Annotated in this window: 13 protein-coding genes and 1 pseudogene; 12 read left to right on the top strand and 2 right to left on the bottom strand. The window is 67.3% G+C overall.

Annotated elements, in window-relative coordinates:
* The first annotated feature begins 55 nt into the window (after nt 1-55).
* From CKW06_RS08460 to CKW06_RS08440, 5 genes are all read left to right on the top strand, one after another.
* On the top strand, nt 56-1,333 hold the full coding sequence (locus CKW06_RS08460) for an NAD(P)/FAD-dependent oxidoreductase (RefSeq protein ID WP_024957171.1): 1,278 nt from the start codon (nt 56-58) through the stop codon (nt 1,331-1,333).
* A gap of 50 nt (nt 1,334-1,383) precedes the next feature.
* A complete protein-coding gene (locus CKW06_RS08455; RefSeq protein ID WP_024957172.1) occupies nt 1,384-2,988 on the top strand; it encodes an MASE1 domain-containing protein in 1,605 nt (534 codons plus the stop codon).
* A 198-nt stretch (nt 2,989-3,186) separates the two neighbouring features.
* Nucleotides 3,187-4,740 (top strand): MASE1 domain-containing protein, encoded by a 1,554-nt coding sequence (locus tag CKW06_RS08450; protein WP_024957173.1) that lies wholly within the window; start codon nt 3,187-3,189, stop codon nt 4,738-4,740.
* Between the two features lie 96 nt (nt 4,741-4,836).
* Nucleotides 4,837-6,180, top strand: a complete 1,344-nt coding sequence (locus CKW06_RS08445) for a diguanylate cyclase (RefSeq protein WP_024957174.1) — start codon at nt 4,837-4,839, stop codon at nt 6,178-6,180.
* Between the two features lie 85 nt (nt 6,181-6,265).
* Nucleotides 6,266-6,727: a bacteriohemerythrin gene (locus CKW06_RS08440; protein ID WP_004151683.1), complete on the top strand. Its 462-nt coding sequence runs from the start codon at nt 6,266-6,268 to the stop codon at nt 6,725-6,727.
* On the opposite strand, the gene CKW06_RS08435 is transcribed toward CKW06_RS08440, so the two are convergent.
* Nucleotides 6,708-8,000: an MFS transporter gene (locus CKW06_RS08435; protein WP_176573237.1), complete on the bottom strand. Its 1,293-nt coding sequence runs from the start codon at nt 7,998-8,000 to the stop codon at nt 6,708-6,710. The two genes, CKW06_RS08440 and CKW06_RS08435, sit on opposite strands and share 20 nt — an antisense overlap.
* 156 nt (nt 8,001-8,156) lie before the next feature.
* Between CKW06_RS08435 and CKW06_RS08430 the strand changes: the two are divergent.
* Nucleotides 8,157-8,799 (top strand): annotated as a pseudogene (locus CKW06_RS08430) (hypothetical protein).
* Between the two features lie 115 nt (nt 8,800-8,914).
* Here the strand turns inward: CKW06_RS08430 and CKW06_RS08425 are convergent.
* Nucleotides 8,915-10,411 (bottom strand): aldehyde dehydrogenase, encoded by a 1,497-nt coding sequence (locus CKW06_RS08425; RefSeq protein ID WP_024958722.1) that lies wholly within the window; start codon nt 10,409-10,411, stop codon nt 8,915-8,917.
* A gap of 103 nt (nt 10,412-10,514) precedes the next feature.
* On the opposite strand from CKW06_RS08425, the gene aptA reads away from it, so the two are divergent.
* The 6 genes from aptA (at nt 10,515) to CKW06_RS08395 (ending at nt 16,735) form a co-directional block, all read left to right on the top strand.
* Entirely contained in the window at nt 10,515-11,867 is a 1,353-nt protein-coding gene (gene aptA, locus CKW06_RS08420) for an omega-aminotransferase AptA (protein WP_024958723.1), read from the top strand.
* Between the two features lie 63 nt (nt 11,868-11,930).
* Entirely contained in the window at nt 11,931-12,809 is an 879-nt protein-coding gene (locus tag CKW06_RS08415; protein WP_005408807.1) for a hypothetical protein, read from the top strand.
* Between the two features lie 118 nt (nt 12,810-12,927).
* A complete protein-coding gene (locus CKW06_RS08410; protein ID WP_024958724.1) occupies nt 12,928-14,214 on the top strand; it encodes a DUF445 domain-containing protein in 1,287 nt (428 codons plus the stop codon).
* Between the two features lie 246 nt (nt 14,215-14,460).
* A complete protein-coding gene (locus CKW06_RS08405) occupies nt 14,461-14,775 on the top strand; it encodes a DUF3649 domain-containing protein (RefSeq protein WP_005412781.1) in 315 nt (104 codons plus the stop codon).
* Nucleotides 14,772-16,409: a PepSY-associated TM helix domain-containing protein gene (locus tag CKW06_RS08400; RefSeq protein WP_024958725.1), complete on the top strand. Its 1,638-nt coding sequence runs from the start codon at nt 14,772-14,774 to the stop codon at nt 16,407-16,409. The genes CKW06_RS08405 and CKW06_RS08400 overlap by 4 nt, the downstream gene beginning before the upstream one ends.
* On the top strand, nt 16,406-16,735 hold the full coding sequence (locus CKW06_RS08395; RefSeq protein WP_024958726.1) for a DUF3325 domain-containing protein: 330 nt from the start codon (nt 16,406-16,408) through the stop codon (nt 16,733-16,735). The genes CKW06_RS08400 and CKW06_RS08395 overlap by 4 nt, the downstream gene beginning before the upstream one ends.
* The last annotated feature ends 98 nt before the right edge of the window (nt 16,736-16,833 follow it).

The raw sequence follows: 16,833 nt of genomic DNA, 5'->3' as shown, positions 1-16,833 counted from the left end.
ATGCTGATCGTTCTCCCCCGCTCCCCCCTCCCGCACTGCGCCCGCGAGGCCTGCAGTGAGTGCCGCCTTCCCGCCCAGCTGGTATGCCTACAGCCTGCCCGAACCGCCCGCACTGCCCTCGCTGCAGGGTGAGGTTCAGGCCGATGTCGCAGTGCTCGGCGCGGGTTATGCCGGCCTGACCGCCGCACTTGAACTGGCTACGCGTGGCCAGCGCGTGGTGGTACTGGACGCGCAGCGGATCGGTTGGGGCGCGTCCGGTCGCAATGGTGGCCAGGCGCTGGTCGGCTATGGCTGCGAGGTGGACGAACTGGAGCGTCAGCTCGGTCGTGATGATGCGCGCCACCTGTTCGACTGGTCACGCGACGCGGTGCAGGCAATGCGCACACGTATCGATCGCCACGGCATCGACTGCCATTGGGTGGAAGGCCACGCCAGCGTGGCCATCCGTGAACGCCACGAGCGTGACCTGCACGCCAACTGCGAGCACCTGCAACGCCACTACGACTACCCCATGCAGTGGTGGAGCCGTGACACTCTGCGCGCGCAGCTGGACAGCCCGCGCTACCGCGCCGCGATGTTCGACCCGCTCAGCGCACACCTGCACCCGCTGGCGTATGCACGCGGTCTGGCCGATGCAGCGCGCGCGGCAGGTGTGGTCATCCACGAGGATTCGCCCGTCGTGCGCATCCAGCGCGGGCCACGGCCGAGCCTGCACACTGCCCAGGGCAGCGTGTGCGCCACGCATCTGGTGGTGGCCGGCAATGCCTGGCTGCAGGGCCTGCTGCCCGAGCTGGAACGGCGGATCATGCCGGTGGGCACCTATATCGGTGCCAGTGAGCCACTGGGCGCAGAACGTGCCCGCGCCCTGATCGGCAACAACATGGCCGTGGCCGACACCGCCTGGGCACTGGACTACTTCCGCCTCAGCCACGACCACCGCCTGCTGTTCGGCGGCCGCGCCAGCTACTCGGCACTGCCCCCGCCCGGCCTGCGCGGGGTGATGCAACGACGCATGCACGACGTCTTCCCGCAGCTGGCCGACGTGGTGCTGGACCAGGTCTGGGGTGGCTACGTGGACATCACCCGCAACCGCGCCCCGCACTGGGGCCGGCTGGACGGCAACCTGTACTTCGCGCAGGGATTCTCCGGCCATGGGGTGGCCGCCGCCGGACTGGCCGGCGAGGTGATCGCCGCCGCCATCGCCGGCCAGAGCGAGCGTCTGGACGTGTTCCAGCGCCTGCGGCATGCGCCCTTCCCCGGCGGCCGGCTGCTGCGCACGCCCCTGCTGGTGGCGGCGATGTCGTGGTACAAGCTGCGGGATGCGTTGTGGTAGCGGGGCCCTTCCCAGCCACATAATCGGCGCAGGAGCTGGGGAGCACGTGGATGCAGTGGTGGAAGGACGGCCTGCTGGTGAGGATACGGGTCAGCCCCGAAGGGCTGGCGCTGGCGCTGCTCTATGCCCTCGCCTGCTGGGGTGCGCGCAAGCTGTCACTGGACCAGTTCTTCCTGCCTGCCGGCGTGCGGGTGGCCGCGCTGTTGCTGTGCCCGCCCCGTCTTTGGCCCTACCTGCTGATAGGTGAATACGCCTACTTCGCGCATCTGCGCATCCCCCTGATCAGCAAATACAACCTGACCTGGGTAATCCTGGCCTCGGTGTTCCTGATGCCTGCCGTGATGCTGATCGTGCGCCTGCACCGGAAACTGCTGGCACGCACCACGATCGTCGGCGTGATCTCCATTGCGGTATGCGCCGCGACGGTCATCAGTCTGCTCAACCTGGGAATCTCGTACCTGCTCTGGGAGCCGTTGCAGAACGCGTCATTCATCACCAACGTATTGCGCTATGCGCTGGGCGACTTCACCGGCATCCTGATCCTGGCACCCCTGGCATTGCTGTGGATCCGCCGCGCCGAGGAAAAATGGACAACCGGGTCTGTCGCGGCCACGGTCGCAGCACTCGGCGCCATGCTGGTCATTGGCCTGCAGGCGACGCCGGTACCGGCATCGATCACGGCCCCCGGCTCGCTGCAGCTGCTGTTGATCCTGCCTATTCCCGCGATCGCCCTGACCTGCCTGCTGGGATGGCGCGGTGCGGCCATCGGTGTCGCCGCCGTCAACATGATTCTTGGCCTCAGCACCCCCGCCGACCATCCGACCGCGTTCGACCCGGCTACCTTCGCTACCCAGCAGGCCATGGCCATCGCCAGCATCGCCCTGCTGTTGCTGGGCGCGCGCATCACCCACTTCCAGAACCAGCACCGGTTGCGCGAGGAAGATGGCAGAGCGGCCCTGCAGCTTGCGCGGAATTCACACCTGGCCAGCGAGATGGACCTGCGTGAGCGCGCGGCACACCTGCGCCAGCTGGGCGATGGCATGGACCTGTCGCTGAACGAAATGGTGAACTGGCTGCATGCGCAGGGTCATCACGCCGTGGCCGACAGCCTGCGGCATACCTCGGAGGTGCATTCGCGCCTGTTCCGGGCCCAGGCCAGCATGATCTATCCCGCCGCCCTGGAACAGCTGGGCCTGTACGTGGCGTTGCAGGCTGGCGGGGTGCGCGAGGCATGGAATGCTACGCATCGCATCGGCCAGCCGAGGTTGAAGGGTGACCCCTGCGCACTCGGGGTCGGCCTGCAGCTTGCTGCCTATCGCCTCGTGGTCGATGCGGTCTCGCTTCTATTGAAGTGCGAGTGTGGACAGATCTCGGTCAGTATCCGCTGCGGAAGCTCCTTCCGGAAGCGTGGTGCCTTCATCTGCGTGGCTCTTCTGGACCGCCACGCATCACTGGGAAGCCGTGCAAAGGCGCTGGCAAACGAGCAGCTGCTGGGCCGAGTGCTCGCACACGCTGGCTACATGGACCTGAGTGGCAACAGGCTCAGGATGGTGTTGACCGAAGCACGGGACGCTCCCCGCCAGGCAGGCACTACTGAAGCCTTGAGGGAAAGCACACGCTCCATGGACACTGGCGCCCCCCGGGCCGCGATCTGACTATCCCGGTGAAAGGAGCTGCAGATCATTGCGCGAAAGTGATCTTTGGTCGGCGCCGAATCCACCCCGTCAGGATCTGGCGCCGGCGTGCAATTGCGCCCCCCTGCTTCCATCGATACTGTCATCCAATGGCGCGTCATGGCGCGTTCAAGCAACCCGCACGGCCGCTGCCATGTCACGAGCAAGGGAGGCTCGGGTTTGGACCGATTCAAGAAGGCAGTTGAACTGAGCTTCCGTATCCGGCCAGCCGGCATCGCACTCGCGGCCGTCTATGCACTGAGCTGCCTCGGCTCGCGTCAGTTTTCGCTGGATCAGTTCTTCCTGCCGGCGGGCATCCGCGCAGCGGCACTGCTGATCGTCCCGACCCGCCTGTGGCCCTACCTGCTGCTGGGCGAGTACGCGTACTTTGCAACGCTGCGCATCCCCATGATCGACACCTACGGCCTGGATTGGGTCATCCTGGCTTCGACGCTGCTGATGCCGATGGCGATGCTGGTGGTCTACCTGCATCGGATGAGAATGCCGTCCGAAGCAGCCACCGGTCTGTGGCTGCTGTCGCTGTCGTTCTGCACAGCGTTGTTCGTCCCGGGTCTCAACCTGGGCATTTCATATGTCCTATGGTCGAACCCACCACCCAGCAACCTGCTGGACGCGGTCGACCGGACGATCTTTGGCCACTTCGCCGCCATCATCACCCTGGTACCGTTGGCATTCCTCTGGTCGCGGCGGCAGGCCGACCCCGGTTGGACAGACCGTTTCGTCGCCCCTACCGCCTCGGCGATCCTGGGGATGCTGGTGCTGGGCCTGTGCATGCAATTGACACGCGCCGACGCCCACACGACGCGGACACACATGGTGCTGCTGGCCGCCCTGCCCGCCATCGCCCTGACCTTCATGCACGGGTGGCGCGGCTTAGCCATCGCGATTCCGTTGTTGAACCTCCCCCTGCACGGCGCAACGCCCAGCACTGGCCTGCCTTCCTCGTTCGACCTGGGCACGTTCGCCACCCAACAGAACATGGCGGTGATGAGTGTCGCACTGCTGGCACTCGGTTCCAGCATCAGCTATCACCATCAGCGCGCCCGGTCCCGCGGCCTGGCCGAGGCAACCACGCTGCGCCTGGCACGCGGCTCACTTCAGACCAGCGAGCGTGAGCTGCGTGAACGGGCCGTCCACCTGAAGCACCTGGGCGAGGGCATGGACAATTCGCTCAGCGAGATGGTCAGCTGGCTGAAGTCCCAAGGCCACCATGCGGTCGCAAACAGCCTGCAGCACGCGTCGTCGGTACATTCACGGCTGTTTCGCGAACAGGCCAGCCTGGTCTATCCCACCGGACTGGAGCAGGTCGGGCTCTACATCGCGCTGCAAGCCGGCGGTGCATGCGAAATCTGGAACAACACGCATCGCGTCATTCCACCCAGGCTGGCGGGCAATCCCTGCCTGCTGACCGTGGATCTGCAACTAGCCATCTATCGCTCGCTGATCGAGGCGGTTTCACTTCTGCTGGAACTGGAAACCGGGCAGGTCTGCGTGCGCGCCCGAAGCGGTCGGGCAGGCAAGCATCGCGGCATTGTTGCCGTGGTGAGCCTGCTCGACAGTGGTTGCCCGCTTTCCACGCGTACCACCCAACAGGCCGTCGAGCGCCTGGCCGGACGGATGCTTGCCTACGGCGGAACGGTCCACTGCCGCGGCAATCGGCTGCGGCTGGTCCTGCATGAACCGATCACCCACGCGTCGCCAGCGGCGGCCTGACGCGGAATCTGGCCCGGAGCGCAACGTTCGCCGCTAAAGTTACACCCGAAACCGCCGTTATCCGTGCCGAGCCCCTCCCTCGTGAGCCACCGCATCATGCCCGTCCTGCCGCAGGCCGCCGTCGATGGCGACCTGGCCGATCCGCTGCCGCAGCGGATCCTGCTGGTCGAAAACTCCCGCGCCTTCACCGGCATACTGCGCGAGGCCATCGAGCAGCGCCTGGAACTGCCGGTGGTGATCGCCTCCACCCTGGCCGAGGCCGACCGCCTGCTGAGCGAACGTGGCGGCTGGTTCCTGGTACTGACCGGGCTGGTCCTGGCCGATGGCGACCGCGACGCGGTGGTCGAGTTCTTCCTCAAGCGCGACCTGCCCACCGTGGTGGTCAGCGGCGTCTACGACGAGGACCTGCGCAAGCGCGTGCTGCAGCAGCAGATCATCGACTACGTGCTGAAGAACACTCCCGGCAGCATCGATTACCTGGTGTGGCTGGTGCAGCGGCTGGAGCGCAACCGGCGCATCGCCGCGCTGGTGGTGGACGACTCACCGTCCGCGCGCGGTTACGCCGCAGCCTTGCTGCGCATGTACGGCCATGAGGTGCACGAAGCGGCCGATGGCAACGAAGGCCTGGCCGCGATCGAGGCGCATCCGGCGATCCGCCTCGCCGTGGTCGACCAGGAAATGCCGGGCATGCAGGGCGTGGAGTTCACCCGCCGCCTGCGCACCCTGCGCTCGCGCGACAAGGTGGCGGTGATCGGCATCTCCGGCAATACCGATGCATCGTTGATTCCGCGCTTCCTGAAGAACGGCGCCAACGATTTCCTGCGCAAGCCGTTCTCGCGCGAGGAATTCTTCTGCCGGGTCTCGCAGAATGTGGACCAGCTGGAGCTGATCGGCACCCTGCAGGACCTGGCCACCCGCGATTTCCTCACCGGCCTGCCCAACCGCCGCTGCTTCCTGGAGCAGAGCCAGCGCCAGCTGCCGCAGCTGCAGCTGCACGGCCAGTGCGTGGCGGTAGCGATGATCGACATCGACCACTTCAAGCACATCAATGACACCCATGGCCACGAAGCCGGCGACGATGCGCTGCGCGCGGTGGCCGGCGCGGTGGCCACGCATGCACGCAGCCACGACCTGATCGCGCGCTTCGGCGGCGAGGAATTCTGCCTGCTGGTGCCGGACATGGAGCAGGACGAGGCGCTGCTGTACTTCGAGGAGCTGCGCCAGCGCATCGCCGCGCTGGAGGTGGACATCGGCACCGCCACGCTGCGCATGACGGTCAGCATCGGGCTGTGCTGCCTGCGCCCGCAGCGCGATGCACTGCACCGGCTGATCTCCGAAGCCGACCGCCAGCTGTACCTGGCCAAGGCCGGTGGCCGCAACCGGGTCAGCTGCACCACGGTCGCCAGCCCGCTGCGCCCACGCGAGCCGGCGCTGCCCTGACCGGTACGCTTTGATCCAGATCAACGCCGCCCGCGCCGGGCGGCTCTACAGTCGGCCCCGACATACGCATGAAGGGGAGCCGGGGATGGCACTACTGGTCTGGCAGGACGATCTGAACATCGGCATCGATGTGATCGACCAACAACACCGCCGCATCATCGAAATGCTCAACCACCTGCACGTGGCCCAGGCCAGCATGCAGCGTGCCGCAGTGGGTGAAGTGATCGACGAGGTGGTGGACTACACCATGTCGCACTTCGCGTTCGAGGAAGAGCTGATGGAGGAAGCGGGCTACCCGTTCTGTGCCGCGCACAAACGCGTGCATGAGGTCTTCATCAAGCGTGTCTCGGAGTACCGCATGCGCTTCCAGGCCGGCGAGGACATCAGTGACGAGCTGCGCACCATGCTCTCGCGCTGGCTGTTCAACCACATCCGTGGCGACGACCAGGCCTATGCCGAACAGGTCAAGGCGCACCTGAACCAGTTCGCCCGCGAACACCAGGGCGGCGGCTGGTTGGGTCGCACGCTCAAGCGCTTCTTTGGTTGAGCCGCAGCGCGCGCCGGTGCAGTGCCACCAGCGCGCACAGGGTCGCCACCGCAGTCAGGCACAGGTAGTAGCCGACCGCGACCAGGCCGAAGCGCTCGGCCAGCCAGGTGGCCAGGTACGGCGCCGGTGCCGCACCGAGGATGCCGGCCAGATTGAAGGACAGCGAGGCACCTGTGTAGCGCACCTCCACCGGGTAGATCTCGGCCAGGAAGGTACCGCAGGGGCCGTAGGTCAGCCCCATCAGGAACAGGCCCAGGCACAGGAAGGCGGTGACCAGCCACGGGCTGTGCGGCTGGAACAACGGTGCGAACAGTACGCCGAAGCCGACGATCAGTACGCTGGCAACAATCATCGTGCGCCGCGTGCCCCAACGGTCGCCATAGCGCGCCGACAGCGGGATGCCCAGCGCGAAGAACAGCATGCCGGCCATCTGCATCAGCAGGAACTGCTCGCGGCTGTAGCCCAGCACCGCGGTGCCATGACCGAGACTGAACACCGTCATCAGGTAGAACAGCACGAAGGTGGCGAACGCACCCAGCGTGCCGAGCAGCATCGGTACCGGGTGGTCACGCAGTACCGTCCACATCGGCAACCGCACCGGCGCCTTGCGCTCCAGCGCCTTCTTGAAGTCCGGCGTCTCGTGGATGTTCAGGCGCACCCACAGGCCGAGGCCGACCAGCAGCGCGCTGGCCACGAACGGAATGCGCCAGCCCCACTGCAGGAAGTCGTTCTGGCTCAGGCAGCGGCCGAGTACGAGGAAGATGCCGGCCGACAGCAGGAAGCCGAGCGGTGCGCCCAGCTGCGGGAACATGCCGTACCAGGCGCGCTTGCCCGGCGGCGCATTCTCGGTGGCCAGCAGCACCGCCCCACCCCACTCGCCGCCCAACCCCAGGCCCTGGCCGAAACGGCACAGCGCCAGCAGCGCCGGCGCCCACAGCCCGATCTGCGCATGGGTCGGCAGCAGGCCGATCAGCACCGTGGACAGGCCCATGGTCAGCAGCGCGGCGACCAGGGTGGCCTTGCGGCCGATGCGGTCGCCGAAATGGCCGAACACCGCCGAGCCGACCGGACGCGCGATGAACGCCACCGCGAAGGTCGCCAGTGACTGCAGCAGGGCCGCCTGCTCACTGCTGTCCGGAAAGAACAGGTGCGGGAACACCAGCACCGCGGCCGTGGCGTAGATATAGAAATCGAAGAATTCGATGGTGGTGCCGATCAGGCTAGCCACCAGAACACGACGGGGGGAATTCACGGGCGGCGCGGCAGCAGTGATCGTCGACATCGGCAACACGGGTAACGGCGGATCGCCCGATTCTGCCACGGGCCGATGGCCGCACGGGACGATGGTTTCAGCCGACACCGATGCCAACGGAATTTTTCCGGCCGCCGGCTAGGCTGCGCCACCGGTCCCTGCATGGATGCCTTGCCCATGGCTGCAGTTGCGTTGTCATGCTCCGATTCGCCGAAGCTGCCGCGGATGGCGGCATGGCTGGTGGTGCTGCTGGTGCATGGCGGGCTCGCTCTGTGGCTGCTGGACAGCGGCCGGATCGAACTGCGTAGCGGTGAGGGCCCGCGGATCTCGCTGCATTGGCTGCCGCCGGAACCGCCGGCGCCGGCACCTCAACAGCCCGCCTTGCCCTCCGCAAAGATGACGCGTCCGGCCGCATCGATGATGCCCCGCCCTGCCCCCGGTTGCACAGGCAGAGAGCGCCCTGCCTGCCCCGGGGGACGTGGCTGCAGTGGCGCCACTGGTCCTGAGCCTGCCTGCGGGCAGCATCGACGGTGGTGACGGCATCAGCGCAGCTGGCGTGGCGCCGCGCCTGATCGGTCGGCGCGAGGTCCATCCTGCGTTCGGGCCTCGCCGCAATTACTTCCGGATCCCTCGGCAGATGAGCCCCGAGCAGATCGTGCATGGCGTGGCGCAACTGCTGGGGCTTTGGCCGCCGGGATACATCGTCGACCCGTGCGAACTGGGTAAACAGGACATGGACTATTTCCAGAACGCGGTCGAAGAAGCCGACCGCGACATGCTGCGCGCGGCAGTGCTGCAGGTGAGTACCCGCTGCCGGTAGCTCGACGGCTGTCTGCCTTCTGTAGAGTCGAGCAAGGCTCGACTGCTCTTCGCGAGAAGCAGTCGAGCAGGGCTCGACGCTACAAAGAACGAACAGCGGTCAAGCAGCCACGTCGTTACAGCTGGATCCAGGTGGCCTTGATCTCGCTGTACTTGTCGAACGCATGCAGTGACTTGTCGCGCCCATTGCCGGACTGCTTGTAGCCACCGAACGGTGCGGTCATGTCGCCACCATCCCAGCCGTTCACCCACACGCTGCCGGCGCGCAGCTGGCGTGCGACACGATGGGCGCGGCCGAGGTCGCGTGTCCACAGGCCCGCCGCCAACCCATAGCGGCTGTCATTGGCCACGCGCACTGCCTCCGCCTCATCCTCGAAACCAAGTACCGCCAGCACCGGGCCGAACACCTCCTCGCGTGCCAACGCGTGGTCCGGACGCACCTGGTCGAACACCGTGGGCTGCACATAGCAGCCGCCGGCCTCCACCTCGGCCCGATGGCCGCCGAGCAGCAGGCGGGCGCCCTCGCCTTCGGCCCGTGCGATATCGGCCAGCACCTTGTCCACGTGCGCGGCATCGACCAGCGCGCCCATCGGTGCATCGGCCTCCAGTGGATGCTGCGGCTGCATATGCTGGCCGTAGGCAATCACCTGGTGCACGAAGTCCTCACGGATCGAGCGCTGCACCAGCAGCCGCGAGCCGGCGGTGCAGACTTCGCCCTGGTTGAAGAAGATGCCCTGCGCCACGGCCTTGGCCGCTGCGTCCAGGTCCGGTGCGTCGGCGAACACCAGGTGCGGGCTTTTGCCACCGCATTCCAGCCAGACCCGCTTGAGGTTGGACCGTCCCGCATGCTCCAGCAGCTTCGCGCCGGTGGCGGTGGAACCGGTGAAGGCCAGCACGTCCACATCCATGTGCAGCGCCAACGGTTCACCGACGCGCGTACCGTGGCCTGGCAATACGTTCAGCACGCCGTCCGGCAGGCCCGCCTCAGCGGCCAGCGCGGCCAATCGCAACGCACTCAAGGGCGACCGCTCGGAAGGCTTGAGCACCACCGAATTGCCCATGGCCAGCGCAGGCGCGATCTTCCAGCAGGCCATCAGCAACGGAAAGTTCCATGGCACGATCGCTGCGACCACGCCGGCTGGCTCGCGCGTGACCAGGCCCAGCTCGTGTGGGCCAGTCGGTGCGACTTCGCCGTACAGCTTGTCCACCGCTTCGGCGGTCCAGCGCAGGCAGCGCACCACGCCGGGCAGGTCGATACGGCGTGCGTCGCGCACCGGCTTGCCCATGTCCAGGGTTTCCAGCAGGGCCAACTCATCAGCGTGCTTTTCCACCAATGCCGCCAAGGCCAGCAACACCCGCTTGCGATGGGCCGGGCTGGCCTCTGACCAGTGGCCCGCATCGAAGGCACGCCGCGCCGACCGCACTGCGCGCTCTACGTCCTCTGCATCGCAGTCGGCGACCACCCCCAGCACGCGCCCATCAATCGGGCTGATGCAGTCGAAGCGCGCGCCGCTGGCAGCGTCGGTGTAACGACCATCAATGAAGGCCTGTGCGGGTATCGAAAGCTGCTGGGCCAGCACCTGCCAGTGGCTGCGGTCGGGAAAGTCGGCCATGTCGGGCTCCTCGGAACAGTTTCCCCGGTTATACCGGCGCGGCCGCGACTCCGCCGTGACGTGGCTGCGCTACATTTCCCCCATCGGACCCGATGGAGCTGGCATGAAGCGTTCCGCGAGCGACCTGCACGATCTGGCTACCCAACGCCCGGAGTCATTGGAGGCGTACTGGATGCCGTTCACCGCCAACCGCCAGTTCAAGGCCGCGCCGCGTTTGCTGGTGCGTGCCGAGGGCATGCACTACGAGGATGTCGACGGCCGCCAGATCCTCGATGGCACCGCCGGCCTCTGGTGCTGCAACGCGGGCCATGCCCGCCCACGCATCGTCGAGGCCATCGTCGAGCAGGCACGCACGCTCGACTACTCGCCGGCCTTCCAGATGGGCTCACCACCGGCCTTCGCGCTGGCGCAGCGACTGGCCGCATTGGCGCCGACGCCACTGAACCATGTGTTCTTCACCAGCTCCGGCTCGGAGGCGGTGGATACCGCGATGAAGATCGTGCTGGCCTACCACCGCCAGCGTGGCGAGGGCCAGCGCACGCGTTTCATCAGCCGCGAGAAGGCCTACCACGGCGTGGGCTTCGGCGGCATGGCGCTGGGCGGCTTGCCCAACAACCGCAGGGCGTTCGGCCTGCAGCTGGGCGGCGTGGACTACCTGCGCCACACCCTGGACCTGCAGCGCAATGCGTTCAGCAAAGGCCTGCCGCGCCAGGGCGCCGAGCTGGCCGATGACCTGGAACGACTGATCGCACTGCATGACGCCTCAACCATCGCGGCGGTCTTCGTCGAACCCATTGCCGGTTCCGCCGGGGTGATTCTGCCGGCGCCGGGCTACCTGCAGCGCCTGCGCGAGCTGTGCGACCACCACGGCATCCTGCTGGTGTTCGATGAGGTCATCACCGGTTTCGGCAGGGTCGGCATGCCATTCGCCGCACAGCGCTTCGGGGTCACCCCCGACCTGCTGACCTTCGCCAAGGCGGTCAGCAACGGCGCAGTGCCGCTGGGCGGCGTGCTGGCCAGCGACGCCGTGCATGCAACCCTGATGCAGGCACCGCCACAGGCCATCGAGCTGTTCCATGGCTATACCTATTCGGGGCATCCGCTGGCCTGCGCGGCCGCACTGGCCACGCTGGAGGTCTACGCCGAGGAGCGCCTTTTCGAGCGCGCCATCGAGCTGGGCGAGTACTGGCAGGAACGGCTGCATGCGCTGCAGGGCCTCCCCAACGTGATCGACATCCGCAACTTCGGTCTGGTCGGCGCGGTCGAGCTGGCGCCTCGCCGCGATGCGCCGGGCAGCCGGGGCTACGAGGTCTATCGGCGCTGCTTCCACGACGGCGGGCTGCTGGTGCGCTGTACCGGTGACATCATCGCGCTGTCGCCCCCGCTGATCGTGGACAAGGCGCAGATCGACCAGATCACCGGCACGCTGGGCGAGATGATCCGGGCCACTGCCTGAGCCCTGGCCGGCGGCGGCGAGCGGGTACAATGGGCGGTTCCGCTCCTGCTCGCTGCCGTGCCCATGGATATCGTCGTCAAAGAAGAACTCAAGGCCTATATCGACCCGCTGACTGCGGACGAACATGACGCGCTGGAGCGCAGCATCCTGGCCGAGGGCTGTCGTGACGCGCTGGTCCTGTGGGGCAACGTACTGGTCGACGGCCACAACCGCTTCGGCATCTGCCAGAAGCATGGCCTGCCCTTCAACACCGTACAGAACACCCGCTTCCAGAGCATGGAAGACGTGCACCTGTGGATGATCGAGCAGCACCTGGGCCGTCGCAGCGTGTCCGACTTCCAGCGCGGCGTGCTGGCGCTGCGCAAGCGCGACATCCTGGCCGCCCGCAAGCAGATCGAGCAGGCGCAGCTGCAGCGCGAGAGCGATGGCACTGCCGACGCCACCGATGAGGCCGGTGAAGACAGCCCGCCGTGGGAACCGGCGCCGAAGATCAGCCGCGCCGAGCTGGCCCGCGAAGCCAAGCTGAGCACCAGCCAGGTTGGCATGATCGAGCGCATCCACGCCCAGGCCGCGGCCGAGGTGGTGGAAGCGGTCAAGGCCGGCGTGATCTCGATCAGCGCCGCCGCCGCCGTAGCTGACCTGCCGGAAGAAGAGCAGCGCGCCGCCGCCGCCGGTGGCAAGGACGAGCTGAAGCAGGCCGCCAAGCGCGTGCGCGAGTCCAAGCGCAAGCCGCGTGCGCCGAAGCCGGAAGCAGCCGAGATGGATTTCGAGGAGGCAAATGAGGACGAAATCGCCAGCCGCGATGCCGAGGTGCTGTCGGCGCTGGAGCAGCTGGGCGAGGACGCACCGGCGCTGCGCCGTCGGGTGGTCGCGCTGACCCGCGAGAACGACACCCTGCGCGCGCAACTGGCCGCGCTGCGCAAGCAACTGGAAGCGCTCTGAACCAAGGGGTAGTGCCGGCCGCTGGCCGGCAACGCCATGAACGTATCGGGTGCGTTGAGGATGCCGGCCAGCGGCCGGCACTACCAGATGCTCATGCCGTGCCGGTTAGACTTCCGGCATGACGTCTGCCAACGATCCGCGCCGCGCTCAGCTGCGGCGCCTGAAAGCCCTCGCGCTGGGCCTGCTGCTGTTGATGCTGGCCGGTTTCGCGGTCAGCCACTGGCAGGGCGAGCGCGGCATCTGGGCCTGGGTTTCGGCGTTCTGCGAGGCCGCAGCCGTGGGCGCACTGGCCGATTGGTTCGCCGTGGTCGCGCTGTTCCGGCGGCCGATGGGCCTGCCGATCCCGCACACCGCGATCATCCCGCGCAGCAAGGAACGCATCGGCGACAGCCTTGCGCTGTTCGTGCGCGACCAGTTCCTGGAGCCGGGCGTGCTGCTGGCCAAGCTGCAGGTGTTCGATCCGGCCAGCCGCCTCGGCAGCTGGCTGGCCGACCCGGCACGCTCGCGCATGCTGGCCGACATGGCCCGCGGCTGGGCGCTGCAGGCACTGGATTTCTTCGACGAAACCGCCGTGCGCCGGCAGCTGCACGGCTTCGTTGTGCAGCAGCTGCGGCAGTGGAATGCCGCTGCCACTGCCGGTGAGCTGCTGGCCCTGCTGACCGCCGATGGTCGCCACCAGCGCGTGCTGGACGAAGGCCTGCAGCGGCTGGGCCGCTGGCTCGAGCAGCCCGAGGTGAAAGAACGCGCCTCGCAGCTGATCGTGCGTTACATCCAGCGCGAATGGCCGACGCTGTCGAGCACGGTGAACTGGGTCAAGCCGATTGACGAGATCGGCGACAGCCTGGCCGAGCGCCTGGCCCGCGCGGTACTGGAAGAGCTGCAGCAGGTACTGGCCGAGCCGCAGCATCCGCTGCGCCAGGACTACGAGAGCTGGCTGCAGAATTACGTGCAGCGCCTGCGCGAGGACCCGGCCCTGGCCGAGCGCATCGAACAGCTCAAGCAGGAAATGATCGACCATCCGGCCCTGCAGGACTACGTGCAGGGGTTGTGGGCGCGCATCCACGCCAGCCTGCGCGCGGACCTGCAGCGCGAGGACTCGGCGCTGGTCGGCCACCTGCAGCGCAGCCTGGGTTCGCTCGGTGCCAGCCTGCAGGCCGACCCGGCGCTGCGCGAGGCCCTCAACCAGCACCTGCTGGAAGGCGCGCAACGCCTGACCGGCCGCCTGCGCGAAGGCGTGACCACGCATATCGCGCAGACCGTGAAGGGCTGGGACGAGCGCCATCTGGTGGAACAGCTGGAACTGAGCGTGGGCCGCGACCTGCAGTTCATCCGGTTCAACGGCACCTTGGTGGGTGGCCTGATCGGCCTGCTGCTGCATGCGGCGACAGTGGTGTTCAGGTTCTAGGCCTCAACGCGCCCCTCGGGTCATCACGCTTGATTCATAAAATGCGAATGCCTATCATTTACTGATCGGTTGTACGCTTAGCCAATCGGGTGCGGAAGACGCACCCATCGCCCGTGTACATCCCCGACCTCTGGACTGCCCGTCTGCGCGGGCCGTGCTTTGTCGATGGGACACGCTGGGCGACATGCGCAGGGCGCAAGGGGGCCGCGGACGCGTTCCATTCCCTCTCCTACCTGCAGGAATGCCGTGGACCGCTCGCCCGCAACCGCCAGCCCCCGCACCTTCTTTTCCAACCCGCGCTGGGGCGTGCTGTCACGCTCGTTGGCCGCGATCTTCGGCGGTTACGCACTGGCCTCGATGACCAGCGTGTTCTGCGCCGTGGCCCTGCCCGGCGCACGTGGCCAGACCGTGCTGACCGGCATGCTGCTGGCCATCCTGGTCGCCGCCTGTGCGGCACTGTGGGCATTCGCCACCCGCAGCGCGCTGCGCGCCTGGGTCGGCATCCTCGCGCCCGCGCTGCTGATGGCCGCCATTGCGCGCCTGATGGGGGCCTGGGCATGAAGAACGGATTCCGCCAGTCGATGGCCTGGCTGCACACCTGGACCGGGCTGCTGGTTGGCTGGTTGCTGCTGCTGATCTTCATGGCTGGCACGGCCAGCTACTACCGCGAGGAAATCAGCCGCTGGATGCGTCCGGAACTGCCGTCCAGCAACGTCAGCATCGACGTCGCCGCACAGCGCGCGGTGGACTACCTGCAGGCCAACGCCGCGCAGGCCGAAAACTCGTTCGTCACACTGCCGCAGCCGCGCAACCCGGCCATGCAGATGTTCTGGCGGTTGCCGCCGGAACTGGCCGATCCCAGCCGTGGCCGCCGCGGTGGCTTCGGCGACGCCACGCTGGACCCCAACACCGGCCAGGCATTGAAGGCGCGCGAGACCCGCGGCGGCGACTTCTTCTACCGCCTGCACTTCGACCTGCACTACATCCCGGTGCTGTGGGCACGCTATCTGGTCGGCTTCTGCGCGATGTTCATGCTGGTGGCGATCATCACCGGCGTCATCACCCACAAGAAAATCTTCAAGGACTTCTTCACGTTCCGCAAGGACAAGGGCCTGCGTTCCTGGCTTGATTTCCACAACGTCAGCGCGGTGATGGCCCTGCCCTACCACGCGATGATCACCTACACCGGCATTGTGACGTTGATGATCATGTACCTGCCGTGGGGGGTGAAGGTGGCCTACCCGCAGGACGAGGACGCGTTCGTCTTCGAGGCCTTCGGCGGCCTCCCGGAAGTGACCGCGCCCGCCGAGGGCCACGCCACGCCGTTGCCGATCGCACAACTGCTGGACAGCGCGCGCGCGCATTGGCACGGCGTGGAGGTGGCCGGTTTCACCGTGTCCAATCCGGGCGCGGCCAATGCGGTGATCGACATCCGCCAGCGCGACGGCAAGCGCCTGTCCATCGACACCCCGGCCGTGCGTTACGACATGGTCAGCGGTGCTCTGCTTGAGGAAACGCCGCCTTCCGGCGGTGCCACCGCCACCCGCGGCGTGCTGTACGGCCTGCACCTGGCGCGTTTTGCCGACTGGGGCCTGCGTGCACTGTTCTTCCTGTCCGGCCTGGTCGGCTGCCTGATGGTGGCCAGCGGCGTGGTGCTGTGGGCGGTGAAGGAACGGCCTAGGCACGCCAAGAGTGGCCGCACCGGCTTCGGCCTGCGCCTGGTCGATGCGCTGAACATCGGCACCGTGGCCGGCCTGCCGATCGCCTTCGCCGCCTACTTCTGGGGCAACCGCCTGCTGCCGCTGGACATCGCCGAGCGCTCGAGTGCGGAGGCCAACGTGTTCTTCTACGCCTGGGCCGGCGCGCTGCTGGCCGCCTTCATCTGGCCGAAGCGGATGATGTGGGCGTGGCAGCTCTACCTGGGCGCGGCCGCGTTCGCACTGGTACCGGTGGTCAATGCGCTGACCACGCATGCGCACCTGGGCAACACCCTGCGCAACGGCGACTGGGTATTGGCTGGCTTCGATCTGTCGATGATCGCGTTCGGCGCGATGCTGGCGCTGTGCGGTTGGCGCATGCAGCGCTGGACGCCACCGCTGAGTGCGGCCGAGAAGAAGAAGCGTGCGGCCGCTGCGGCTGCGCCGAAGGCATCGGTGAACACTGCAGAAGCGGCCGAAGCGGAGGCCAGCGCATGATGCTGCTGGCGCTGACCCTGTCGTTCTCTGCGTTTACTGCGCTGTCGCTGGCGATGGAAAAGCACCAGCACGATCTGCACGGCAAGGCTGCAGCCCCCCCGGCACGGCGCACGCAGTGGCGGGTACTGGGCTGGGTACTGCTGGCGGTAGCGTTCGCACTGTGCCTGGCCGACCACGGCTGGGCGATGGGCCCGGTGCTGTGGCTGGGCACGATGACACTGGGCGGTCTGGCGCTGTCATTCGGGCTGTATCCGTACCAGCCGAAGTGGATCGTGCCACTGGCGATCGCGCTGCCGGTGTTGGGGCTGGTGGTGGCGTTGCTGTAACCGGGCCACCGGGGTCGGATCCCTTTCGCGAAGCGCAAGGGCTCTGACCCCTGGTACGTAGATCCAGATGGGGTCAGAGCCCCTGCGCTTCGCGCAGG

The organism is Stenotrophomonas maltophilia, assembly GCF_900186865.1.
Lineage (GTDB): Bacteria > Pseudomonadota > Gammaproteobacteria > Xanthomonadales > Xanthomonadaceae > Stenotrophomonas > Stenotrophomonas maltophilia.
This window is presented reverse-complemented; position numbering and strand designations above follow the sequence as displayed.

What these genes read in the sequence shown, in the direction of transcription:
- CKW06_RS08455 (WP_024957172.1), top strand. Translation starts at nt 1,384, where the DNA reads ATGCAGTGGTGGAAGGACGGCCTGCTGGTGAGGATACGGGTCAGCCCC.
- CKW06_RS08445 (WP_024957174.1), top strand. Translation starts at nt 4,837, where the DNA reads ATGCCCGTCCTGCCGCAGGCCGCCGTCGATGGCGACCTGGCCGATCCG.
- CKW06_RS08440 (WP_004151683.1), top strand. Translation starts at nt 6,266, where the DNA reads ATGGCACTACTGGTCTGGCAGGACGATCTGAACATCGGCATCGATGTG.
- CKW06_RS08425 (WP_024958722.1), bottom strand. Translation starts at nt 10,411, where the DNA reads ATGGCCGACTTTCCCGACCGCAGCCACTGGCAGGTGCTGGCCCAGCAG.
- aptA (WP_024958723.1), top strand. Translation starts at nt 10,515, where the DNA reads ATGAAGCGTTCCGCGAGCGACCTGCACGATCTGGCTACCCAACGCCCG.
- CKW06_RS08415 (WP_005408807.1), top strand. Translation starts at nt 11,931, where the DNA reads ATGGATATCGTCGTCAAAGAAGAACTCAAGGCCTATATCGACCCGCTG.
- CKW06_RS08410 (WP_024958724.1), top strand. Translation starts at nt 12,928, where the DNA reads ATGACGTCTGCCAACGATCCGCGCCGCGCTCAGCTGCGGCGCCTGAAA.
- CKW06_RS08400 (WP_024958725.1), top strand. Translation starts at nt 14,772, where the DNA reads ATGAAGAACGGATTCCGCCAGTCGATGGCCTGGCTGCACACCTGGACC.
- CKW06_RS08395 (WP_024958726.1), top strand. Translation starts at nt 16,406, where the DNA reads ATGATGCTGCTGGCGCTGACCCTGTCGTTCTCTGCGTTTACTGCGCTG.